Here is a 22,255-nt window from a genome sequence, read left to right as displayed (position 1 = left end):
TCTCGCCCTGTCCCGTCCTTTGAACGGTAAGCAGGCGGTGATCGTCCCGACAGGGAGCCCTGCCAACGCGCCCCCGTCCGCGCCTTGATTCACTTCGAGCGCCTCACCGAATGAGTGAATGGCCGGAACCCTCAGGTGAGGGACAGCCGGGCCCGAAGGAGGAGAGGGGCAGGGGGAACCGCCGCTCCACGCACAAGGCCGGGCCCGGAGCGCGTCCCCACGCCTCCGGACCCGGCCCGGTGAGATGCCAGGTCGCCGGCCCGTCCTAGACCGCGAACACCGCCAGGCTCTTCGCCTTCCCGCCCTGGTTCTCCACCAGCGCGAGGAACCGGCCGTCGGGTCCGAACGCCGCGACGGGTCCGTTGCCCTCGAAGAGCGGCATCGGGATCCGTGCGCCGTTGAGCAGCAGGCGGGCCTGCGCCTCGGCGACGTCCCAGCGGGTGAACGCCGCGGCGGCCGCGTCGCCGAGCGGCATGACCGGCAGGCCCTCCCCCTCGGTGTCGTCCACGGCGGCCTGGAGCTGTTCGAGCGTGCGCGCCCGGTCCAGCTTGTACGGGCCGACGCGGGTACGGCGCAGCGCGGTGAGATGGCCGCCGACACCGAGACCCTCGCCCAGGTCACGGGCCAGGGCGCGGATGTACGTACCGGACGAGCACTCGACGGAGACCAGCAGATCGGTCACCGGGGTGCCGTCCTCGGCCTCGGTCTCGTGTGCGGAGTGCACCACGAAGGAGGAGACGGTGACCGGCCGGGCCGGAATCTCCACGTCCTCGCCGTCGCGGACCCGCGAGTACGACCGCTTGCCGTTGATCTTGATGGCGCTGACCTTCGACGGGACCTGCATGATCGCGCCAGAGAGCCGGCCGACGCCCGCGTCGATGTCGTCGCGGACGAGACCGTGCGCCGCCTTCGACGCGGTGATCTCGCCCTCGGCGTCATCGGTGATCGTCGTCTGGCCGAGCCGGATCGTGCCGACGTACTCCTTCTCCGTCAGCGCGAGATGGCCGAGCAGCTTGGTGGCCCGCTCGAGGCCCAGGACGAGCACGCCCGTCGCCATCGGATCGAGCGTGCCGGCGTGCCCGACCCGGCGGGTGCGCGCCATCCCGCGCATCTTCGCCACCACGTCGTGCGAAGTGAAGCCGGACGGCTTGTCGACGATGACCAGCCCGCCCGCCCGTTGCCCACCATCGCCCTTGCCCCGGAGCGCTGCGCGCTCGCCCCTCTCGTTCCGATTGTTGCTCTCACGCTTCATTCTGCCGCGGTGCCCTCGTCATCGTCCTCGCCCGGCTTGCGGTACGGGTCGGCCTCGCCGGCGTACTCGGCACCCGAGGAGACCTCGCGCACCTTGGCGTCCGAGGCCCGTGCCTTGTCGAGCAGGTCGTCGATCGTCTTGGCGTTCTCCGGCAGGGCGTCCGGCACGAAGGCCAGGGTGGGCGTGAACTTCGTCCCCGCCGCGGCCCCGACCGCGGAGCGCAGGATGCCCTTGGCGCTCTCCAGCCCGGCGGCGGCGCTGGCCCGCTCCTCGTCATCGCCGTAGACCGTGTAGAAGACCGTAGCCTCCCGCAGGTCGCCGGTGACCCGGGTGTCCGTGATGGTCACGTGCGAACCGAGCCGCGGGTCCTTGATTCCGCGCTGCAGCTTCTGGGCGACCACCTCCCGGATGAGGTCCGCCAGCTTCTTCGCCCGCGCATTGTCGGCCACTGGTCCGTCTCCTTCTTTCTTCCACAATTGTGCTTCCACCGGCGGCGGACTGCCCGGTCCCCGGGTCAGTCGTCGTCGCCGTGCAGCCGTCGGTGTACCGACAGCAGCTCCACTTCGGGCCGTGCGGCGACCAGGCGCTCGCAGCGGTCCATGACATCGGTGAGATGCCCGGCGTCCCCGGAAACCACCGCCAGGCCGATGGTGGCCCTGCGGTGCAGATCCTGGTCCCCGACCTCCGCGACGCTCACCGCGAATTTGCGGTGGAGTTCGGCGACGATCGGGCGGACGACGGAGCGCTTCTCCTTCAGCGACCGTACGTCGCCGAGAAGCAGGTCGAAGGACAGCGTCCCTACGTACATGCAAGACGGGTCAAGCCACCCGCGGGGCCTTGGGGGCACCACCCAGCATGAGCTGGAGGTGTACGTGTCAGGGGAACCGTACACGCAACGGCCGGGGCCGATCGACGGAAATAACTCCGCCGACCGGCCCCGGTCCCGCGCGTCGCCCGGCCACCGTTTCCGGTGGACCGTGCTACGCGCGGGCAGTCCCGCGCATGATCAGCCGCGCGGCTTCTCGCGCATCTCGTACGTCGCGATGACGTCGTCGATCTTGATGTCGTTGAAGTTCCCGAGGTTGATACCGCCCTCGAAGCCTTCGCGGATCTCGGTGACGTCGTCCTTGAAGCGGCGCAGACCCTGGATGTTGAGGTCCTCCGCGACCACCTTGCCGTCGCGGATGAGGCGCGCCTTGGTGTTGCGCTTGACCTCGCCGGAGCGGATGAGCACACCCGCGATGTTGCCGAGCTTGGACGAGCGGAAGATCTCGCGGATCTCCGCGGTACCGAGCTCGACCTCCTCGTACTCCGGCTTGAGCATGCCCTTGAGGGCCGCCTCGATCTCCTCGATCGCCTGGTAGATGACCGAGTAGTACCGGACGTCGACGCCCTCGCGCTCGGCCATCTGCGTGGCACGGCCTTCGGCCCGCACGTTGAAGCCGATGACGATCGCGTCGGAGCCGGACGCCAGGTTGATGTCGGTCTCCGTGACCGCACCGACGCCGCGGTGCAGCACCCGGATGTCGACCTCTTCGCCGACGTCGAGCTGGAGCAGCGAGGACTCCAGGGCCTCGACGGAACCAGAAGCGTCACCCTTGATGATGAGGTTGAGCTGCTGGACCTCGCCGGCCTTGAGCACCTTGTCCAGGTCCTCCAGGGACACCCGGCGGGTGCGCTTGGCGAAGGCGGCGTTGCGCTCGCGCGCCGCGCGCTTCTCGGCGATCTGACGGGCCGTACGGTCCTCGTCGACCACCAGGAAGTTGTCGCCGGCGCCCGGGACGTTGGTCAGACCCAGGACCAGGACGGGGGTCGACGGACCCGCTTCCTCGACGTTGTTGCCCTTGTCGTCGAACATCGCACGGACTCGGCCGTACGCGTCGCCGACCACCATCGTCTCGCCGACGCGCAGCGTGCCGCGCTGGACCAGGACGGTCGCCACGGCGCCGCGGCCACGGTCGAGGTGGGCCTCGATCGCGATGCCCTGCGCGTCCTGCTCCGCGTTGGCGCGCAGGTCGAGCGAGGCATCCGCGGTCAGGACCACGGCCTCGAGCAGCTGGTCGATGTTCAGACCCTGGCGGGCGGAGATGTCGACGAACATGGTGTCGCCGCCGTACTCCTCGGCCACCAGACCGAACTCGGTGAGCTGGCCGCGCACCTTGGTCGGGTCGGCGCCCTCGACGTCGATCTTGTTGACCGCGACCACGATCGGCACATCGGCCGCCTTGGCGTGGTTCAGGGCCTCGATCGTCTGCGGCATGACACCGTCGTTGGCCGCCACCACGAGGATCGCGATGTCGGTCGACTTGGCACCACGGGCACGCATGGCGGTGAACGCCTCGTGACCGGGGGTGTCGATGAAGGTGATCCGACGCTCTTCGTCGTTGACCTCGGTCGCGACCTGGTAGGCACCGATGTGCTGGGTGATGCCACCGGCCTCGCCCGCGATGACGTTCGTCTTGCGGATCGCGTCGAGCAGCCGGGTCTTACCGTGGTCGACGTGACCCATGACGGTCACCACCGGCGGACGCGCGACGAGCATGTCCTCGCCGCCCTCGTTCTCACCGAAGTCGATGTCGAAGGACTCGAGCAGCTCGCGGTCCTCCTCCTCCGGGCTGACGATCTCGACGACGTAGTTCATCTCGTCGGCGAGCAGCTGGAGCGTCTCGTCGGAGACCGACTGGGTCGCGGTGACCATCTCGCCCAGGTTCAGCATGACCTGGACCAGCGACGCCGGGTTGGCGTTGATCTTCTCCGCGAAGTCCGTCAGCGAGGCACCACGCGACAGGCGAACCGTCGCGCCGTTGCCGCGCGGCAGCATGATGCCGCCCACCGACGGGGCCTGCATGGCCTCGTACTCCTGACGCCTCTGCCGCTTCGACTTGCGGCCACGGCGCGCCGGACCGCCGGGACGGCCGAACGCACCCTGCGTGCCACCACGGCCGCCGGGGCCGCCGGGACGGCCGGCGAAGCCGGGACGACCGCCGAAGCCGCCGCCACCACCGGGACCGCCGCCACCGGGACGACCGGCGAAACCGCCGCCGCCACCCGGACGACCGCCGCCACCGCCACCGGGACGACCGGCGAAACCGCCGCCGCCACCGGGACGACCGGCACCGCCACCGGGACGACCGGCACCGCCGGGACCGCGGCCGCCGCCACCGCCGGGGCCCGGACGCGGGCCGGCAGCGGGACGCTGCGGCATCATGCCCGGGTTCGGGCGGTTACCGCCGCCGCCACCGGGACGCGGGGCGCCGCCGGGAGCCGCACCCTGCGGACGGGGCATACCACCGGGGGTGGGACGCGCGCCGCCCTGGCCGCCGCCCTGGGGACGGGGACCGCCCTGGCCGCCGCCCTGCGGACGCGGGCCGCCGGGACCACCCTGGCCGCCGGGACGCGGGGCGCCACCGGGACGGGGGGCCTGCGGACGGGCCATGCCCGTGGAACCACCGGAGGTGAAGGGGTTGTTGCCCGGACGGGGGCCGGACGGACGGCCACCGGGACGCGGGGCCGGACGCTCGCCACCGGGACGCGGAGCGTTACCGCGGCCCTGACCGCCCTGGCCGCCCTGGCCGCCCTGACCGGACGCCGGACGGGCCGGACGCGGGCCGGGGGCACCGGGACGGGGAGCCGACTGGCCGGCAGCGGGAGCGGCCGGCGCGGACGGCGGAGCCTGGAACTCGGGCTGCGCGGGGGCGGCCGGAGCGGGCTTGGGTGCCGCGGGGCGCGCCGGGGTGGGGCGCGGGCCCGGGGTGGGGCCGGCGGCGGGAGTGCTCTTGGGTGCCACCGGGGCCTCGGGGGCCTCAGGGGCCTTCGGTGCCTCGGGGGCTGCCGGAGCCGCGGGGCCCGGCTTGGGGGCGCCCGGCTTCGGGGCAGCAGGACGTTCCCCCGCTGCCTTAACGGCGCGGGAGGTGTCCCCGGCCTGCGCCGGAGACGGCGCGGACGGCTTCGTGGGGGCCGACTTGCGCGGCGCCGCGGGCTTGCCGGCGGCGCGGCCGTTGCCGCTGCCTGCCTGGAAAGCATCGGTCAGCTTGCGAACAACCGGCGCCTCGATCGTCGAGGACGCTGAACGGACGAATTCACCAAGTTCTTGGAGCTTGGCCATGACGACCTTGCTCTCAACGCCGAACTCCTTGGCGAGTTCGTATACCCGGACCTTAGCCACTTCGCTCCTTCTAGGTCCGGGTTGTCCACCGGACCGTCGCTACTTCATGGGCGTACTCATCGCGTACTCATCGAGTGCTCATCGCAATCTCGACCTACTTCCGACTCGCGAGGTACCTGACCGCACGGTTTTCCGTGCGCTGTGCGTTTCCAGCTGCTGTGCGTTATTGCAATGGCGGCTGCTCGACGGGCGTCCGCTCGATGAACCGACGCAACTCCGTCGTGTCGAACGGTCCCCGGGCCCGGTAGGCCCGGTTGAACGCCCGGCGGCGAACCGCCAGGTCGAGGCAGACCAGTGTCGGGTGCACGTAAGCACCCCGGCCGGGCAGCGTACCGCGAGGATCGGGGGCACACTCACCCTCGATCTCCACGATGCGCAGCAAATCGCCCTTGGCCGCTCGCTCCCGGCATCCCAGACAGGTGCGCTCAGGGCATGCGCGGGCATGCGTCCGGCCAGACACTGCTTAAGTCTACCTCCCCGCGCCGACCCGACCCCTATGGGGTAAAGAGCGGAACGGCTGCTCAGAATTCCGGGCGGAGCGCCGCGGCGCCACCGATTTTCCGGGGCCGCGGCGCCACCGTCCGTTTCGGACGGTCTCAGTCCTGCGGTGCGGTCTGCTCGGTGTCCGGGCGGATGTCGATCCGCCAGCCCGTGAGACGGGCGGCGAGCCGGGCATTCTGCCCTTCCTTGCCGATGGCCAGTGACAGCTGGTAGTCGGGGACGGTGACCCGGGCGGAGCGCGCCGCCAGGTCCACGACCTCGACCTTGCTGACCCGGGCCGGCGACAGCGCGTTCGCCACCAGCTCGGCCGGGTCGTCCGACCAGTCCACGATGTCGATCTTCTCGCCGTGCAGCTCTGCCATCACGGCGCGCACCCGGCCACCCATCGGGCCGATGCAGGCGCCCTTGGCGTTCAGGCCGGAGCGGGTGGACCGTACGGCGATCTTGGTGCGGTGGCCGGCCTCGCGGGCGATGGCGGAGATCTCCACCGAGCCGTCCGCGATCTCCGGGACCTCCATGGCGAAGAGCTTCTTGACCAGATTGGGGTGGGTGCGCGACAGCGTCACGGACGGGCCGCGGACGCCCTTGACCACCCGTACGACATAGGAGCGCAGCCGGGTGCCGTGTGCGTAGTCCTCGCCGGGGACCTGTTCCTGCACCGGCAGGATGGCCTCCAGCCGGCCGATGTCGACCAGGACGTTCTTGGGGTCCTTGCCCTGCTGGACGACGCCGGTGACGACATCGCCCTCGCGTCCGGCGTACTCACCGAACGTGATCTCTTCCTCGGCGTCCCGCAGCCGCTGCAGAATGACCTGCTTGGCGGTGGTCGCCGCGATCCGCCCGAAGCCCGAGGGGGTGTCGTCGAACTCGCGCGGCTCGGCGCCCTCCTCCAGATCCGTGAGGTCCTCGGCGTTCTCCTTCGCCCACACCGTCACATGGCCGGTGTTGCGGTCCAGCTCCACCCGCGCCCGACGGCGGCTGCCCTCGGTGCGGTGGTAAGCGATGAGGAGGGCCGACTCGATCGCCTCGACCAGCAGGTCGAACGAGATCTCCTTCTCCCGCACCAGTCCCCGCAGGGCACTCATGTCGATATCCACGGCTACGCCTCCTCCTTGTTCTCGTCGTTCTCGTCGATCTTCTCGTCGTGCTGCGCGTCGCGCTTGTCGGACTTGCGGTTGAACTCCAGCTCGACACGCGCCTTGGCGATCTCGTCGAAGGAGACCCGGCGGGCGGTCGGCTTGCGGCCCTTGACCCCCGGCACCTCGAGATCCAGGCCGTCCTCGTCCACGGCCTGGATCCGGGCCACCAGCTCGCCGGCCCCTGCTGCATCGGTCAGTTGGGCCTTGATGAGGCGGCCGACGGCGCGGCGGTAGTGCCGCAGCTCGGTCAGCGGCCGGTCGGCGCCGGGGGAGGTCACCTCAAGGGTGTACGGGGCGCCGCCCATCACATCGGAGTCGTCCAGGACCTGGGAGGCCTCGCGGCTCAGTTCGGCACACTCGTCCAGCTGGACGCCCTCGTCGGAATCGACCACGATCCTCAGCACCCGCCGCTTGCCTGCCGGTGTCACCTCGATCTCTTCCAGATCCAGGTCTCGCGCGGCGACGAGCGGTTCAAGCAATCCGCGCAGCCTCTCGCTCTGGGTGGTGCTCATCCGGGTGACTCCTCGGCCGCGTGTGCTGTTGTGGGTGGGTCGCGTGTCGGGTCAAAGCCTATCGGTTCCGGCGGGGTACTGACGATTCGGTGGGTGGTCACGGATACTCTCGCCTGCGGTGATCACTACGGAAGACCCCGGGAAGTGCAACGTGCCGAAAGTGGCGCTCACGCGCAGAAGGACCCTGCTGGCCGGCGCCGCCCTCGGGGGTGTGGCGCTGCTCACGGGCTGCTCCGAGGACTCCGGCCCCGAGCGGGTCGAACACTCCCGTGCCGCCGACCGGCTGCGCGAGCGCTCCGCCCGCGACAGTACGACCCTGCTGGCGCGCTACGACGCGACGCTGGCCGCGCACCCGGCACTGGAGCCGCGGCTGCGCCCGCTGCGCTCCGAAGTCGCCCGGCACGCCGAGGCGTTCGGCGACGAACGGACCGCCCCCTCCCCCGGTGGCGGCGCTTCCGAGGGCCCGGCGCGGGACGCCGCGGCGCCCGCTTCCGGTCCGTCGCCGCACGGCTCCCGGCGGCCGTCGGACCCCCAGGTCCCCGAGGACGAACGGGCCGCGCGCACGGCTCTCGCCGAGGCGGAGCGCAAGCTCGCCGAGGTCCGCACCAAGGCGCTGGCCGCCGCGCCCCCGGAGTTGGCCCGGCTGCTCGCCTCGGTCGCGGCGGCAGGTGCGGCGCATGCGTATCTGCTGGCGGAGCCGGCCGGATGACCGGCACGGCAGCGCGGCGGAGGGCAAGGACCGGCGAAGGGGCGAGCACATGAGGGTCACAGCAGTTCACGGCAGCAACCGGCGCAAGGACAAGGACGGCGGGCACGACGAGCTGACGGCGGTACAGGCGGCGCTGGCCGCCGAGCATGCGGCGGTCTACGGCTACGGCGTGGTCGGCGGGCGGATCGCCGGTGACCGGCGCAAGGAGGCTCAGGCGGCGTACGACGGGCATCGTGCGCGCCGGGATGCGCTGCGCCGCGAGGTACGTGACCTGGGCGGTACGCCGCAGGCCGCGGCCGCCGCCTACGAACTGCCCTTCCCCGTCCCGGACGCGGCCGCCGCGGCCCGGCTGGCGGCGGAGCTGGAGGACCGGCTGGCCGCCGTCTACGCGGATCTCGTACGGGCCGGCGGCCGGGCCCGGCGCACGGAGGCGGCGGCCGCGCTGCGCGAGGCGGCAGTGCGGGCGGTGCGCTGGCGCGGCAGCGGCGTAGCCTTCCCTGGGCTCGTGGAGCGGGCCGCGGCCGCCGCCCCGTCCGGTGCCGCGAGCGCCTCCGCCGGCGCGCTCTGAACGACCGGCCGCGGTGCGGTCACGGCCCCAGGAAAGGGGACAGCTCAAGCATGGCAACGGCACCCGTCGAACCGCCGCAGCGGTTGGTGAGTTCGCTGAGCGGCGATCCGGAAGGCCCCGTGCGGGAGTGGCTCGACGCGCTGCCGACGCTGGTTCAGCAGCGGCTGGAGGCCTGGGATCTGACGCTGGAGCGGGTACACGCCCCCGGTGGCCGCAGCAGTCTGCTGGCCCTCGTACGGCAGAAGGACGGGACACCGGCGGCGCTGAAGTTCCCGGTGCCCGGCCGGGACTCCGCGCACCAGCGGGCGGCGCTGGAGGCGTGGGACGGCTGGGGCGCGGTACGGCTGCTGCGGTCCGACGAGGCCGGCGGTGCGCTGCTGCTGGAGCGGCTGCAGGGTGGTGTGTCGCTGCGGTCGCTGCCGGAGGCCAAGGCGCTGCTGGAGGCGGCCGGTACGGTGCGGCGCCTGTGGGTGGCGCCGGGCCCGGAGCATGCCTTCGAGACGCTGGGCGGGCGGACCGAGGAGGCCGTGGCGGCGCTGCGGACAGCCGGTTCGCTGGCCCCCGCGGCCGGGCCGGTGGTGGACCGGGCACTGGAGCTGCGGCGCACCCTGCCGGACGGGTCCGACGAGGAGTTTTTGCTGCACGGCGCGTTCCGGCAGGGCAAGGTGCTGGCCGGTGAGCGTTCGCCGTGGCTGGCGGTCGGCCCGTCACCGGTGGTCGGCGAGCGGGCGTACGACCTGGCGGCGCTGGTGCTGGACCGGTTCGAGGATCTGGTGGCCGGGTCGGGGGCCGCCGCCGCGGCCCGCCGCCGGGTGGCCAGACTGGCGGACTCCCTGGACATGGAGCGCGACCGGCTGCGCGACTGGACGCTGTACCGGGCGGTGGATCTCGGGGTACGGGAAGTGGCGGCGGGCGAGAGGCAGCGCGGCGAGCTGCTGCTGGAGTTCGCGGCCTGGCTGTAGTGGACGGACGAACGGGCCGGTGGCCGGGGTGGTGCGCCCCGGCCACCGGCCCGTTCGCGTGCGGTCGTTACGCGCTGAGGCGGGCGACGGCCTCCTCGACCGTCAGCTCCTCGCGCTCGCCGGTGCGGCGGTCCTTGACCTCGACGACGCCCTCGGCGGCGCGCCGGCCGGCGACCACGATGGCCGGGATGCCGAGCAGCTCCGCGTCGGTGAACTTCACGCCCGGCGAGACCCCGGCCCGGTCGTCGACCAGGACCCGCAGGCCCGCGGCGCCGAGCTGTTCGCCGACCTCCAGGGCCAGCTCGGTCTGCTGGGCCTTGCCTGCCGCGACCACGTGCACATCGGCCGGGGCGACCTCGCGCGGCCAGCACAGGCCCTTGCCGTCGTGGGTCTGCTCGGCGAGGGCGGCCACCGCGCGGGAGACGCCGATGCCGTACGAGCCCATGGTGACCCGGGCGGGCTTGCCGTTCTGGCCGAGTACATCGAGCTCGAAGGCGTCCGCGTACTTGCGGCCGAGCTGGAAGATGTGGCCGATCTCGATGGCACGGTCGATGCGCAGGCCGGCGCCGCACTTCGGGCAGGGGTCACCGGGCTCGACGACGACCATGTCGAGGTAGTCGTCGACCTCGAAGTCCCGGCCGACGACGACGTTGCGGGCGTGCTTGCCCTCCTTGTTGGCGCCGGTGACCCAGGCCGTGCCGGGCGCGATCCGGGGGTCGGCGAGGTAGCGGAACGCCTTGCCGGCCAGGCCCTGCGGGCCGACGTAGCCGCGGACCAGGTCGGGGCGGTCGGTGAAGTCCTCGGCGGTGACCAGCTCGACGGTGGCCGGTGCGAGGTGCTCGCCGAGCTTGCCGAGGTCGACCTCGCGGTTGCCGGGCACGCCCACCGCGACGATCTCGCCGTCGACCTTGATCAGGAGGTTCTTGAGGGTCGCCGAGGCCGGGACGCCGAGGTATTCGGCGAGGGTCTCGATGGTCGGGGTGTCGGGGGTGTCCAGCTCCTCGACCGGGCCGTGCACGGAGCCGTCGGCCGGGCTGACCTTGACCGTGACGGCCTCCGTGTTGGCGGCGTAGTCGCAGGCCGGGCAGTCCACGAAGGTGTCCTCGCCGACCGCGGCGGGGGCCAGGAACTCCTCGGAGGCGGAGCCGCCCATCGCGCCGGAGACGGCGGAGACGATGCGGTAGTCCAGGCCCAGGCGCTCGAAGATCTTGGTGTAGGCCTCGCGGTGCAGCGCGTAGGACTGCTCCAGGCCCTCGTCGGTGGTGTCGAAGCTGTACGAGTCCTTCATCTGGAACTCGCGGCCGCGCAGCACACCGGAGCGGGGACGGGCCTCGTCGCGGTACTTGGTCTGGATCTGGTAGAGGATCACCGGCAGGTCCTTGTAGGACGTGCACTGGTCCTTGACCGTGAGGGTGAAGATCTCTTCGTGGGTGGGGCCGAGGAGGTAGTCGGCGCCCTTGCGGTCCTTGAGGCGGAAGAGCAGGTCGCCGTACTCCTCCCAGCGGCCGCTGGTCTCGTAGGGCTCCTTGGGCAGCAGGGCCGGCAGCAGGACCTCCTGGCCGCCGATGGCGTCCATCTCCTCGCGGACGATGCGGGAGACGTTCTCCAGGACCTTCTTGCCCAGCGGCAGCCACGTCCAGATGCCGGCGGACGAGCGGCGGACGTACCCGGCGCGGACGAGCAGCTTGTGGCTGGCGGTCTCGGCGTCGGCCGGGTCGTCGCGCAGTGTCTTGATCATCAAGCGGGACATGCGCTGGACCTGTGCGGCGTGGGCCATGGGAGTTTCTCCTGCGTAAGAAAGGTGACTGCCTGGAGGTTAGCTGTAGGGGTGTGGCGCACGGAAATGCGTATCCGCTGCGCTTTGCCTCGGCCGGTGTTGTCCGCTTCCCCGCCGCGGTGGTTTCTCGCCGTTGCGCCCCTTCGCTGCGCATTGCCCGGACACACGTTTTCGGCTTTCCCGCCGTTGTGCCTGCGGTGGCGGTGTCCGCTGCGCGGGGCTTCGGGTGCGGGGGCGGGAAAAAGATGACCTCAGCGCTTGAGAGGCAGCGGGGCCCCCATGACCGCGTACGGGGTGGGGGCGCTGGGGAAGAGCACCCGGCGGGCGATGTCCTGGTAGCCCAGGGAGCGGTAGAGGCGGCGGGCGGGGCTCTCGGTGTCGACGGCGGAGAGGATGGAGCGCGGTTCGCCGGCCTCGTCGGTGATGCGGGTGATCAGTGCCCGGCCCAGGCCGCGGTGCTGGTAGGCGGGGTGGACGTGCAGCTCGGTGATGGTGAAGGAGTCGTCGAGCCAGTGGTCGAGGCCCTCGTTGCGGAGATAGGGCTCGACGACGGTGGACCACCAGTGGGCGCGGTCGTTGGGCATGCCGTAGACGAAGCCCACCAGCCGGCCGGTGGGGGTGGTGGCGCCGAGGGCGCGGGCGCCGGTGCAGGCGAAGTGGCGCAGCACGATGTGCCGGCGGACGGCGATCTCCTCGTCGCTCAGGCCGAACGCGAGCGCCTGGACGGCGAGCGCGTCGTCCACGCGGGCAGCGAGATCAAGGGGGCCGACCGCGACGTCATCCATGCTCGGAGCGTACAAGGCGGCGGGTCAGAACAGTACGCTCATGAACGCACCGACTTCCTCGAAGCCCACCCGCCGGTAGGAGGCGCGGGCGGCGGTGTTGAAGTCGTTGACGTAGAGGCTGACGAGGGGCGCGACATCGCTGAGGGCGTAGCGCAGCACGGCGGCCATACCGGTCTCGGACAGGCCCTTGCCGCGGTAGCCGGGGTCGACCCATACGCCCTGGATCTGGCAGGCCCGCTGGGTGGCGGCGCCGATCTCGGCCTTGAAGATGACCTTGCCGTTCTCGATGCGGGCGAAGGAGCGGCCGGAGCCGACGAGTTCGGCGACCCGGGCCTGGTAGAGGAGCCCGCCGTCGCCGGCCATCGGAGAGATGCCGACCTCTTCGGTGAACATGGCCACGCACGCGGGCATGATCAGGTCCATCTCGCTCTTGCGGATCCGCCGGACGTACGGGTCGGGGGCGATCTCGGCGGAGGGTGCGGTGGTGACCATCAGGGGCTGGTGGGAGCGGATCTCGCGGGCCGGTCCCCAGGAGGGCTCCAGCAGCGACCACAGCTCGGCGGTGCACTCCGCGGGGCCGACGATGGACGAGCAGCGGCGGCCCTGGCGGCGGGCGCGTTCGGCGAAGGCGTGGACGGCTTCGGAGGTGGCGCAGACGGGGACGAGGTTGGCGCCGGCGTAACAGAGCGCCTCCAGGCGGCCGGCGACGTACCAGCCCCACATCTCGCCGCCGAGCCGCCAGGGGTCGAGGCCGGCGACCTGGACACGGGCGGCGACAAAGGCGTTGGCGACCGGGTCGCGGTCCAGGACCGCGAGCGCATCGTCGAGGTCCCCGGGCTCGAGGACCTTGATGGTGGTGGTCGTCAGCACGTGTCGGAAAGCCTCACCGTTACGGGCCTGGGAGGCCAGGCGGGGAGCAGGTCTTGGCACTTTACCTCCACCCGCGCGGGAGCACCCGGCCGCCGGGGGCCGGATTGGTCCGGGCAGGCGTCGAGCCCCGCGGCCGGGTGGGGCGGCGGGGCTCGACGGCTGCGAGTGGGGGTGGGTCAGCCCGCGGCGGAGACGACCGGGCTGCCGGAGGCGACGCCGTCCGCCTCCATCTGCGCGGCGATCTTCATGGCCTCTTCGATGAGGGTCTCGACGATCTTCGACTCGGGGACGGTCTTGATGACCTCGCCCTTGACGAAGATCTGGCCCTTGCCGTTGCCGGAGGCGACACCGAGGTCGGCCTCTCGGGCCTCACCGGGGCCGTTGACGACGCAGCCCATGACGGCGACGCGCAGCGGCACCTCCATGCCCTCCAGGCCCGCGGTGACCTCGTCGGCGAGCTTGTAGACATCGACCTGGGCGCGGCCGCAGGACGGGCAGGAGACGATCTCCAGCCGGCGCTGGCGGAGGTTGAGCGACTCCAGGATGGAGATGCCGACCTTGACCTCTTCGGCGGGCGGCGCGGACAGCGAGACGCGGATGGTGTCGCCGATGCCCTCGCTGAGCAGCGCGCCGAAGGCGACGGCGGACTTGATCGTGCCCTGGAAGGCGGGGCCGGCCTCCGTGACGCCGAGGTGGAGGGGGTAGTCGCTCTGGGCGGCGAGCTGGCGGTAGGCGTTGACCATCACGACCGGGTCGTTGTGCTTGACCGAGATCTTGATGTCGCGGAAGCCGTGCTCCTCGAAGAGGGACGCCTCCCACAGCGCGGACTCGACGAGCGCCTCGGGGGTGGCCTTGCCGTACTTCTGCAGCAGGCGGCGGTCCAGGGAGCCGGCGTTGACGCCGATCCGGATCGGGGTGCCGGCGTCGGAGGCCGCCTTGGCGATCTCCTTGACCTTGTCGTCGAACTGCTTGATGTTGCCGGGGTTGACCCGGACCGCGGCGCAGCCGGCGTCGATCGCGGCGAAGACGTACTTCGGCTGGAAGTGGATGTCCGCGATGACCGGAATCTGGGATTTCCGGGCGATCACGGGCAGCGCGTCGGCGTCGTCCTGCGTCGGGCAGGCGACCCGGACGATCTGGCAGCCGGAGGCCGTCAGCTCGGCGATCTGCTGCAGCGTGGCGCCGATGTCGGATGTGCGTGTGGTCGTCATCGACTGCACCGAGACCGGTGCGTCTCCGCCCACGGCGACCGTTCCGACCTGGATCTTGCGGCTGACCCGGCGGTCGGCGAGCTTGGTCGGTACGTCCGGCATTCCCAGTGAAATGGCAGTCATCTGGCGAGCAACCCCAAGGTGTGGATCTAGGCCCCGCGACCCATCGGCGGGCTCCGGTCTTCGAGATTACGGCACAGGACTTGCGACAAGCACATCGATCCCCTGTGCCCCCACGAAAGGAGACGGCCGGACACCTCCAAACGCCACGGAGGTGTCCGGCCGCCGCCCCGGGCAGGCCCTGCGACACGGTGCCGTCAGGTCAGCTTCACCGGATTCACCACGTCGGCGACCAGCACCAGCAGCGTGAAGCAGATGAAGATCCCGGCCACGACGTAGGCGACCGGCATCAGCTTGGCGACGTCGAAGGGGCCGGGGTCGGGACGCCGGACGATCTTGGCGAAGGCCCGCCGGAACGACTCCCACACGGCGCCGGCGATGTGCCCGCCGTCCAGCGGCAACAGCGGCAGCATGTTGAACAGGAACAGCGAGAGGTTGAAGCCGGCGACCAGGAAGAGCATGGTCGCCACCCGCTGCTCCGGCGGGATGTTCAGGGAGAACACCTCGCCGCCGACCCGGGCCGCGCCGACCACGCCCATCGGGGAGTCCTGCTTGCGCTCGCCGCCGTTGAAGGCCGCATTCCACAGGTCCGGGACCTTCGCGGGCAGGTCTATCAGCGACGAGACCCCCTGCTCGACCATGTTGCCCATGCGGTCCACGGACTGGCCGAAGGACTGCTGGACGACGCCGCTGGCCGGGGTGAAGCCGAGGAATCCGGCGGTGACGAACTGGCCGGGGACATAGCCGCCGTGGCCGTCGGTCTTGGCGACCTTGTTCTCGATGAGGTCGGCGTGCAGGGTCCGCTGGGCGCCGTGCCGCTCGACGACGAGGGTGGCGGGCCCGGTGGTGTCGCGGATCTGCTGCTGGAGGGCGCCCCAGTCCGGTACGGCGTGGCCGTTGAACGAGACGATCTTGTCGCCGGCCCGCAGGCCCGCGGCCTTGGCCGGGGAGTCCTTGGCGCCGTGCGGGCACTTGCCGGTCTTGGCGGCGGCCGAGATGACGCAGTCCGAGACGGAGCCGACCTGGGTGGTCTGGGTGTTGATGCCGAAGCCCATCAGCACGCTCATGAAGATCACGACCGCCAGGATCAGATTCATGAACGGCCCGGCGAACATCACGATGACGCGCTTCCAGGGCTTGCGGGTGTAGAAGAGCCGCTTCTCGTCGCCGGGCTGCAGCTCCTCGAAGGCCGCCGAGCGGGCGTCCTCGATCATGCCGCGGAACGGCGAGGTGGAGCGGGCCTGCAGCTTTCCGTCGTCGCCGGGCGGGAACATCCCGATCATGCGGATGTAGCCGCCGAGCGGAACGGCCTTGATGCCGTACTCGGTGTCGCCTTTTTTCCGGGAGAAGACCGTCGGTCCGAAGCCCACCATGTACTGCGGCACGCGGATACCGAACATCTTGGCCGTGGAGAGATGGCCGAGCTCGTGCCAGGCAATGGAGAACAGCAGACCGACGACGAAGACGACTATGCCGAGGAGGGTCATCCAGGTCGTCATGCGCGAGCCTCCGAAGGTGTCCGTGCCGCACGGGCGGCCAGTTCGCGGGCGCGGGCGCGCGCCCAGGTCTCCGCCTCCAGGACGTCCGCGACCGTCAGGGAAGTTCCCTTGGCGGGCGTTCCGTGTTCGGCGACCACTGCGGCGACGGTATCCACAATCCCTGTGAAGGGCAGCCCGCCCTTGAGGAACGCATCGACGCATTCCTCGTTCGCGGCGTTGAAGACGGCGGGGGCGGTGCCGCCGAGATCACCGACCTGGCGGGCCAGCGGGACGGACGGGAAGGCCTCCTCGTCGAGCGGGAAGAACTCCCAGGTCTGCGCCTTCGTCCAGGCCACGCCCGGTGCGGCGTCCGGGACCCGCTCGGGCCAGCCGATGCCCAGCGCGATCGGCATCCGCATGTCGGGCGGGCTGGCCTGGGCGAGCGTGGAGCCGTCGGTGAACTCCACCATCGAGTGGATGTAGGACTGCGGGTGGACGACGACCTCGATGCGGTCGAAGGGGACGTCGAAGAGCAGATGCGCCTCGATGACCTCCAGGCCCTTGTTGACCAGGGTCGCGGAGTTGATGGTGACGACCGGGCCCATCGACCAGGTGGGGTGGGCGAGGGCCTGTTCGGGCGTGACGCCGGCCAGCTCCCGCTTCGTGCGCCCGCGGAACGGGCCGCCGGAGGCGGTGACGACGAGCTTGCGGACCTCGGCGCGCTCGCCGCCGGCCAGCGCCTGGAAGAGCGCGGAGTGCTCGGAGTCGACGGGGATGATCTGGCCGGGCTCGGCGAGCGCCTTGACCAGCGGGCCGCCGACGATCAGCGATTCCTTGTTGGCGAGGGCCAGCACCCGGCCCGCCTTCAGGGCGGCCAGGGTCGGGGCGAGGCCGATGGAGCCGGTGATGCCGTTGAGGACGGTGTGGCAGGGGGAGGCGGCCAGCTCGGTGGCCGCGTCGGGACCGGCCAGGATCTCGGGCAGCGGCTCGCCCGCGCCGTAGCGGTCGGCCAGCGCCGTACGCAGGGCGGGCACCGCCTCCTCGCGCGCCACGGCGACGGCGCTCACCCCCAGCTGGTGCGCCTGGTCGGCGAGCAGCTCGACCCGGCCGCCGGCCGCGGAGAGCGCGGTCACCCGGAAGCGGCCGGGGTTGCGCAGCACGATGTCGACCGCCTGGGTGCCGATCGAGCCGGTCGAGCCGAGCACCACGAGGGAACGGGGGCCGCGCGGGCCGTCGAGGCCGCCGAAGGCCGGCTCGAAACGCGTATGCGGGTGGGCGAGGGAGTCCGTCATGTGGTCCATTGTGGCCGGTCGCCGAGGTGCCGTGGACACCAAGGGCGTGTCGTACGGATCATCGGGCCCCGCCCGCTCCGCGCGGAATGCCCCGGGGCCGTTCCGGCGGTTGCGGACCGGCCCCGGGGCGCAGCGGCGGGCCGCTCAGCGCACGGGCCGCCGGACGTTGTCCGTCAGGCTCGGACCCGGGGTGGCGTCGGCGATCCAGGGGCCGTCGCCGCTGGGGTCGATCATGCCCTCCTCCAGCCAGGTGTAGCTGCCGTCGAGGACCCCGTCGACGACCTTGCGGTCGAGCTCGTCGGTGTTGGTCCACAGCCGGCCGAACAGCTCCTCGACGCGGATCCGGGCCTGCCGGCAGAACACATCGGCCAGCTGCTGCGCCTCGCGGCCGTGGTCACCGGTCTCGTTCAGGTACTCGGCCCGTACGCAGGCGGCGCTCATCGCGAAGAGTTCGGCACCGATGTCCACGATCCGGCCGAGGAAGCCCTGTTTGGTCTCCATCCGGCCCTGCCAGCGGGACATCGCGTAGAAGGTGGAGCGGGCGAGCTTGCGGGAGGTCCGCTCGACATACCGCAGATGACCGGCCAGCTGGCCGAACTCCTGGTAGGTGCGCGGGAGTTGGCCCGGTCCGGCGACCAGCTTGGGCAGCCAGCGGGCGTAGAACCCGCCGGCCTTGGCCGCCGCCCGGCCCTTGTCGGCGAGGGATTTGTCGGGGTCGATGAGGTCGCCGGCGACGGAGAGGTGGGCGTCCACCGCCTCCCGCGCGATCAGCAGATGCATGATCTCGGTCGATCCCTCGAAGATCCGGTTGATGCGCATATCGCGGAGCATCTGCTCGGCGGGGACGGCACGTTCGCCGCGGGCGGCGAGCGAGGGGGCGGTCTCGAAGCCGCGGCCGCCGCGGATCTGGACCAGTTCGTCGGCCATCAGCCAGCCCATCTCGGAGCCGTAGAGCTTGGCGAGGGCGGCCTCGATGCGGATGTCGTTGCGGTTCTCGTCGGCCATCTGGGAGGAGAGGTCGACGACCGCTTCGAGGGCGAAGGTCGTGGCGGCGATGAAGGAGATCTTGGCGCCGACGGCCTCGTGCTTGGCGATCGGCCGGCCCCACTGCTCACGGGCCGCGGACCACTCACGGGCGATCTTCAGGCACCACTTGCCGGAGCCGACGCACATCGCGGGCAGCGAGAGCCTGCCGGTGTTGAGGGTGGTCAGGGCGATCTTCAGGCCGGCGCCCTCGGGCCCGATGCGGTGGGCGGCGGGGACCCGTACCCGGTGGAAGCGGGTCACCCCGTTCTCCAGGCCGCGCAGGCCCATGAAGGCGTTGCGGTTCTCGACCGTGATGCCGGGAGAGCCGGCCTCGACGACGAAGGCCGTGATGCCGCCCTTGTGTCCCTCGGAGACCGGCACCCGTGCCATCACCACCAGCAGGTCGGCGACCACGCCGTTGGTGGTCCACAGCTTCACGCCGTCGAGAACGTAGTCCTCGCCGTCCGGGACCGCCATGGTCGCCAGCCGGGCCGGGTCCGAGCCGACATCGGGCTCGGTCAGCAAGAACGCCGAGATGTCCGTACGGGCACAGCGCGGCAGGAAGGTCTCCTTCTGTTCCTTGGTGCCGAACAGCTTCAGGGGCTGCGGTACGCCGATCGACTGGTGCGCGGAGAGCAGTGCGCCGATGGCGGGGCTGGCGGTGCCGACCAGGGACAGGGCCCGGTTGTAGTAGACCTGGGTGAGGCCGAGGCCGCCGTACTTCGGGTCGATCTTCATGCCGAACGCGCCGAGCTCCTTGAGCCCGTTCACGGTCTCGTCCGGGATCTGCCCCTCGCGCTCGATCCGGGCGCCGTCGATCTCCGTCTCGCAGAACTCGCGCAGGGTGGCGAGGAACTTCTCGCCGCGGCGTACGTCGTCGACCGCGGGGGTCGGGTGCGGATGGATGAGGTCGAGCCGGAAACGCCCCAGGAACAGTTCCTTGGCGAAACTGGGCTTGCGCCAGTCCTGCTCACGGGCCGCCTCGGCGACCTGGCGTGCTTCGCGCTCGGAAACGTTGCGGATGGATGGAGCGGTCATCAGGAGCTCACCTCGCCGCGGGATCGGGAGTTCTGCGCCGGCGGGCCGGTCGGCCGCTGGACAGCGCTACTTGTGAGAGTTACCCGATCCGCGCGGGTTGCACCACTGGAGGTGGGGCGGGAAGCCGGGCCGGACGGTCACGCCACGCCAAGGGGGACATACGCCCCGGCCCCGGCCCGAGTTGGCTCGCCGCTCTCCGCCCTTCGGGGGGTGCGGCACTCCGCGCTGGTGGTACGTACGGCCCGTCCTCCCCGGGAAGCCGCCGCGGCTCCCCCTCGGACAGGAGGCCGGACGGCGGCCGTGCCGCTTACCGGCACGATCCGGCATGGCGGGAGAGGCGATGCCGGAAACGGGGGACGCGGCGCGCTCCGGGAACAGGGTGCCGGAGCGCGCCGCGTCGGGGGCCGGCGCCGGGGGGTGCGCCGGCCGGGGTCCGGTTGGTGTACGGCCCAAGGGACGACCGTCGCTGTCCACCGGTCCGGACCGGGTCGGGCGGAGGTTACAGCGCGAGACCCGTGAGGACCAGTACCCGCTCGTAGGTGTAGTCGTCCATCGCGAAACGCACACCCTCGCGGCCCACACCGGACTGCTTGACGCCGCCGTACGGCATCTGGTCGGCGCGGTAGGAGGGCACATCGCCGACGATCACGCCGCCGACCTCCAGCGCGCGGTGGGCGCGGAAGGCGGTCTGCACCTCATGGGTGAACACGCCCGCCTGGAGGCCGAACTTGGAGTCGTTGACGGCTGCGAACGCCTCGGCCTCCCCGTCGACCTTCTTGAGGGTGAGCACCGGGCCGAAGACCTCTTCGCAGGCGAGGGTGGCGTCGGCGGGCACGTCCTCCAGCACGGTCGGCGCGTAGGAGGCGCCGTCGCGCTTACCGCCCGCGAGCAGCTTCGCGCCGCGCTCCACGGCCTCCTCCACCCAGCTCTCCACGCGCTTGGCGGCGTCCTCGTTCACCAGCGGGCCGACCTCGGTCGCGTCGTCCGACGGGTCGCCGGTGACCTGCGCCCCGACGGCCGCCACGATCTTGGGCACCAGACGGTCGTAGACGGAAGCGTCGGCGATCACCCGCTGCACCGAGATGCAGGACTGCCCGCCCTGGTAGTTGGAGAAGGTGGCGATGCGCTGCGCCGCCCAGTCCAGGTCCGCCTCGGAGGAGTAGTCCGGCAGGACGACGGCCGCGCCGTTGCCGCCGAGCTCCAGGGTGCAGTGCTTGCGCGGCACCGAGTCGAGGATCGCGTAGCCGACCTTCTCCGAGCCGGTGAAGGAGACGACCGGCAGCCGCTCGTCCTGGACCAGCGCCGGCATCCGGTCGTTGGGCACCGGGAGGACCGACCAGGAACCGGCCGGCAGCTCGGTCTCGGCCAGCAGCTCACCGAGGATCAGGCCGGACAGCGGGGTGGCCGGGGCCGGCTTGAGGATGATCGGGGCGCCGGCCGCGATGGCCGGGGCGATCTTGTGGGCGCAGAGGTTCAGCGGGAAGTTGAACGGGGCGATGCCCAGGACCGTGCCGCGCGGGAAGCGGCGGGTCAGCGCGAGCCGGCCGGCGCCGCCCGCGTCGGTGTCCAGGCGCTGTGCCTCGCCCCCGTTGAAGCGGCGGGCCTCCTCGGCGGCGAAGCGGAAGACGGAGACGGCCCGGCCGACCTCGCCGCGCGCCCACTTCATGGGCTTGCCGTTCTCCGCGGAGATCAGCCGGGCGATCTCCTCCGTACGCTCCACCAGCCGGCGGTGGACGTGGTCCAGCGCGGCCGCGCGTACATGCGCGGGAGTGGCGGCGAGCTCGTCCTGGACCGCGACGGAGGCGGCAATGGCCTCCTCGACCTGGGCCTCGGTGGGGACGCTCACCGTGCCGACGAGGCGTCCGTCCCAGGGAGAGGTGACATCGAAGGTGGCCTCGCCGGTGGCCTGACGGCCGGCGAGCCAGAAGGCGGTGGGGGCTGCATCAGTGGGGATCGGCACAGTGGAACCCGGCCCTTCAGAAGTGGTGGGTGATGCGCATGGCTCAGGGAGCGGCTCTGCGGTGTGGACTCGGGACCCACGGTAGGGGTACGGCGGCGCCGTGGCGTTTGTCCGAAGCGTAGTAATCACCACGGCCGTCTCTCCGTGGTGGAGCGGGCGTACGGAGCGGATCCGGCGCGGATCCGGCGCGCGTGGAGGGGCGGGCCGCCGGGGGCGTGCTGTCCAGCGCCCCGGGCCGCCTCCAGGGGCCGCGATGTCACAAGAATCGGCTTCCGGGCCACCGCCCCGGACCACAGCGTCGCGAGGGGCCCGCACCCGCACTCCTGCTCCCCGGCCGCACTCCCCGGTGCCCCTGATACTCCCCGGTGCCCCTGATACTCCCCTGAGCCCCCGCTCACTCCCCCGGGGGCCCCGATGTCGCCTTGAGCGCCAGCCACAGTTCCATCCGGACATCCGCATCGTCCAGCGAGCGGCCGAGGATCTCCTCCACCCGCCGCATCCGGTAGCGCAGGGTGTGGCGGTGTACGCCCAGGTCGGCGGCGGCCGCGTCCCACTGGCCGTGCCGGGCGAGCCAGGCGCGCAGCGAGGCCACCAGATCGCCGCGGCCCCGCGCATCGTGCTCGCGCAGTGCCCGCAGCAGTCCGTCCGCGAAGGCGCGGACGGCGTCGTCGGCGAGCAGCGGCAGCACGGAACCGGCCGCCACATCCTCGTGCTCGACCAGCGCACGGCCGCGCCGGCGGGCCACCGACAGCGCCTGTTCGGCCTGGCGGTAGGCGTTCGCGGCGGCCATCGGGCCGGTCGGCGCGGACAGTCCGACGACCACCCCCTCGCCGCGGCCCGGCTCCGCCCGGCCCGCCCGGCCCGCCCGGCCGCGCGCCCGCGGCTGCCTC

At 71.8% G+C, this 22,255-nt stretch carries 19 protein-coding genes; 3 read left to right on the top strand and 16 right to left on the bottom strand.

The window, feature by feature from the left end:
- Window positions 1-265: 265 nt before the first annotated feature.
- The 7 genes from truB to rimP form a co-directional block, all read right to left on the bottom strand.
- A complete protein-coding gene (gene truB / locus ACWGJY_RS28515) occupies window positions 266-1,252 on the bottom strand; it encodes a tRNA pseudouridine(55) synthase TruB (RefSeq protein ID WP_453263729.1) in 987 nt (328 codons plus the stop codon).
- Window positions 1,249-1,701: a 30S ribosome-binding factor RbfA gene (gene rbfA / locus ACWGJY_RS28510; protein WP_159469587.1), complete on the bottom strand. Its 453-nt coding sequence runs from the start codon at window positions 1,699-1,701 to the stop codon at window positions 1,249-1,251. Before rbfA ends, truB begins: the two co-directional genes overlap by 4 nt.
- Before the next feature lie 65 nt (window positions 1,702-1,766).
- Window positions 1,767-2,060, bottom strand: a complete 294-nt coding sequence (locus ACWGJY_RS28505) for a DUF503 domain-containing protein (protein WP_327705147.1) — start codon at window positions 2,058-2,060, stop codon at window positions 1,767-1,769.
- Between the two features lie 198 nt (window positions 2,061-2,258).
- Window positions 2,259-5,417: a translation initiation factor IF-2 gene (infB, locus tag ACWGJY_RS28500; RefSeq protein WP_453263728.1), complete on the bottom strand. Its 3,159-nt coding sequence runs from the start codon at window positions 5,415-5,417 to the stop codon at window positions 2,259-2,261.
- Window positions 5,418-5,580: 163 nt separating this feature from the next.
- Window positions 5,581-5,877 (bottom strand): YlxR family protein, encoded by a 297-nt coding sequence (locus tag ACWGJY_RS28495; protein WP_359014465.1) that lies wholly within the window; start codon window positions 5,875-5,877, stop codon window positions 5,581-5,583.
- 136 nt (window positions 5,878-6,013) lie between these two features.
- Complete coding sequence (gene nusA, locus ACWGJY_RS28490; RefSeq protein WP_453263727.1) at window positions 6,014-7,015, bottom strand: transcription termination factor NusA; 1,002 nt, start codon at window positions 7,013-7,015, stop codon at window positions 6,014-6,016.
- A 2-nt stretch (window positions 7,016-7,017) separates the two neighbouring features.
- A complete protein-coding gene (rimP, locus tag ACWGJY_RS28485; protein WP_453263726.1) occupies window positions 7,018-7,569 on the bottom strand; it encodes a ribosome maturation factor RimP in 552 nt (183 codons plus the stop codon).
- A gap of 160 nt (window positions 7,570-7,729) precedes the next feature.
- Here rimP and ACWGJY_RS28480 point away from each other — a divergent pair, with 160 nt between their 5' ends.
- Genes ACWGJY_RS28480 through ACWGJY_RS28470 form a run of 3 tightly spaced genes read left to right on the top strand, consistent with a single transcriptional unit; the run spans window position 7,730 to window position 9,808 of the window.
- Window positions 7,730-8,278: a hypothetical protein gene (locus ACWGJY_RS28480; RefSeq protein ID WP_453263750.1), complete on the top strand. Its 549-nt coding sequence runs from the start codon at window positions 7,730-7,732 to the stop codon at window positions 8,276-8,278.
- Window positions 8,279-8,327: 49 nt separating this feature from the next.
- Window positions 8,328-8,846 (top strand): ferritin-like domain-containing protein, encoded by a 519-nt coding sequence (locus ACWGJY_RS28475; protein ID WP_453263725.1) that lies wholly within the window; start codon window positions 8,328-8,330, stop codon window positions 8,844-8,846.
- Window positions 8,847-8,896: 50 nt separating this feature from the next.
- Window positions 8,897-9,808 (top strand): aminoglycoside phosphotransferase family protein, encoded by a 912-nt coding sequence (locus ACWGJY_RS28470; RefSeq protein WP_453263724.1) that lies wholly within the window; start codon window positions 8,897-8,899, stop codon window positions 9,806-9,808.
- Window positions 9,809-9,875: 67 nt separating this feature from the next.
- Here ACWGJY_RS28470 and ACWGJY_RS28465 read toward each other — a convergent pair whose 3' ends face one another.
- The 9 genes from ACWGJY_RS28465 to ACWGJY_RS28425 form a co-directional block, all read right to left on the bottom strand.
- Window positions 9,876-11,585 carry a proline--tRNA ligase gene (locus ACWGJY_RS28465; RefSeq protein WP_453263723.1) on the bottom strand — a complete coding sequence of 570 codons (1,710 nt, stop codon included), beginning with the start codon at window positions 11,583-11,585 and terminating at the stop codon, window positions 9,876-9,878.
- A gap of 251 nt (window positions 11,586-11,836) precedes the next feature.
- The gene (locus ACWGJY_RS28460; protein ID WP_453263722.1) at window positions 11,837-12,370 is read right to left on the bottom strand and encodes a GNAT family N-acetyltransferase; all 534 of its coding nucleotides are present in this window, start codon (window positions 12,368-12,370) and stop codon (window positions 11,837-11,839) included.
- Window positions 12,371-12,394: 24 nt separating this feature from the next.
- A complete protein-coding gene (locus ACWGJY_RS28455) occupies window positions 12,395-13,240 on the bottom strand; it encodes a GNAT family N-acetyltransferase (protein ID WP_453263721.1) in 846 nt (281 codons plus the stop codon).
- Between the two features lie 176 nt (window positions 13,241-13,416).
- Window positions 13,417-14,574: a flavodoxin-dependent (E)-4-hydroxy-3-methylbut-2-enyl-diphosphate synthase gene (ispG, locus tag ACWGJY_RS28450; protein WP_453263720.1), complete on the bottom strand. Its 1,158-nt coding sequence runs from the start codon at window positions 14,572-14,574 to the stop codon at window positions 13,417-13,419.
- Window positions 14,575-14,768: 194 nt separating this feature from the next.
- Window positions 14,769-16,070 carry a M50 family metallopeptidase gene (locus ACWGJY_RS28445; protein ID WP_453263719.1) on the bottom strand — a complete coding sequence of 434 codons (1,302 nt, stop codon included), beginning with the start codon at window positions 16,068-16,070 and terminating at the stop codon, window positions 14,769-14,771.
- Entirely contained in the window at window positions 16,067-17,341 is a 1,275-nt protein-coding gene (gene dxr, locus ACWGJY_RS28440) for a 1-deoxy-D-xylulose-5-phosphate reductoisomerase (RefSeq protein WP_453263718.1), read from the bottom strand. The genes ACWGJY_RS28445 and dxr overlap by 4 nt, the downstream gene beginning before the upstream one ends.
- A gap of 144 nt (window positions 17,342-17,485) precedes the next feature.
- A complete protein-coding gene (locus tag ACWGJY_RS28435) occupies window positions 17,486-19,405 on the bottom strand; it encodes an acyl-CoA dehydrogenase family protein (RefSeq protein WP_453263717.1) in 1,920 nt (639 codons plus the stop codon).
- A 499-nt stretch (window positions 19,406-19,904) separates the two neighbouring features.
- On the bottom strand, window positions 19,905-21,365 hold the full coding sequence (locus ACWGJY_RS28430; RefSeq protein WP_453263716.1) for an aldehyde dehydrogenase family protein: 1,461 nt from the start codon (window positions 21,363-21,365) through the stop codon (window positions 19,905-19,907).
- Between the two features lie 394 nt (window positions 21,366-21,759).
- The coding region (locus ACWGJY_RS28425; protein WP_453263715.1) for a PucR family transcriptional regulator at window positions 21,760-22,255 on the bottom strand (496 nt) is incomplete at its 5' end.

It is taken from the genome of Streptomyces sp. NPDC054765, from assembly GCF_053612065.1.
The sequence above is the reverse complement of the archived record's forward strand: the minus strand, read 5'-3'. Positions and strand labels throughout refer to the sequence as shown.

What these genes read in the sequence shown, in the direction of transcription:
- truB (WP_453263729.1), bottom strand. Translation starts at nt 1,252, where the DNA reads ATGAAGCGTGAGAGCAACAATCGGAACGAGAGGGGCGAGCGCGCAGCG.
- ACWGJY_RS28505 (WP_327705147.1), bottom strand. Translation starts at nt 2,060, where the DNA reads ATGTACGTAGGGACGCTGTCCTTCGACCTGCTTCTCGGCGACGTACGG.
- rimP (WP_453263726.1), bottom strand. Translation starts at nt 7,569, where the DNA reads ATGAGCACCACCCAGAGCGAGAGGCTGCGCGGATTGCTTGAACCGCTC.
- ACWGJY_RS28475 (WP_453263725.1), top strand. Translation starts at nt 8,328, where the DNA reads ATGAGGGTCACAGCAGTTCACGGCAGCAACCGGCGCAAGGACAAGGAC.
- ACWGJY_RS28470 (WP_453263724.1), top strand. Translation starts at nt 8,897, where the DNA reads ATGGCAACGGCACCCGTCGAACCGCCGCAGCGGTTGGTGAGTTCGCTG.
- ACWGJY_RS28465 (WP_453263723.1), bottom strand. Translation starts at nt 11,585, where the DNA reads ATGGCCCACGCCGCACAGGTCCAGCGCATGTCCCGCTTGATGATCAAG.
- ACWGJY_RS28460 (WP_453263722.1), bottom strand. Translation starts at nt 12,370, where the DNA reads ATGGATGACGTCGCGGTCGGCCCCCTTGATCTCGCTGCCCGCGTGGAC.
- ispG (WP_453263720.1), bottom strand. Translation starts at nt 14,574, where the DNA reads ATGACTGCCATTTCACTGGGAATGCCGGACGTACCGACCAAGCTCGCC.
- ACWGJY_RS28445 (WP_453263719.1), bottom strand. Translation starts at nt 16,070, where the DNA reads ATGACGACCTGGATGACCCTCCTCGGCATAGTCGTCTTCGTCGTCGGT.
- dxr (WP_453263718.1), bottom strand. Translation starts at nt 17,341, where the DNA reads ATGACGGACTCCCTCGCCCACCCGCATACGCGTTTCGAGCCGGCCTTC.
- ACWGJY_RS28435 (WP_453263717.1), bottom strand. Translation starts at nt 19,405, where the DNA reads ATGACCGCTCCATCCATCCGCAACGTTTCCGAGCGCGAAGCACGCCAG.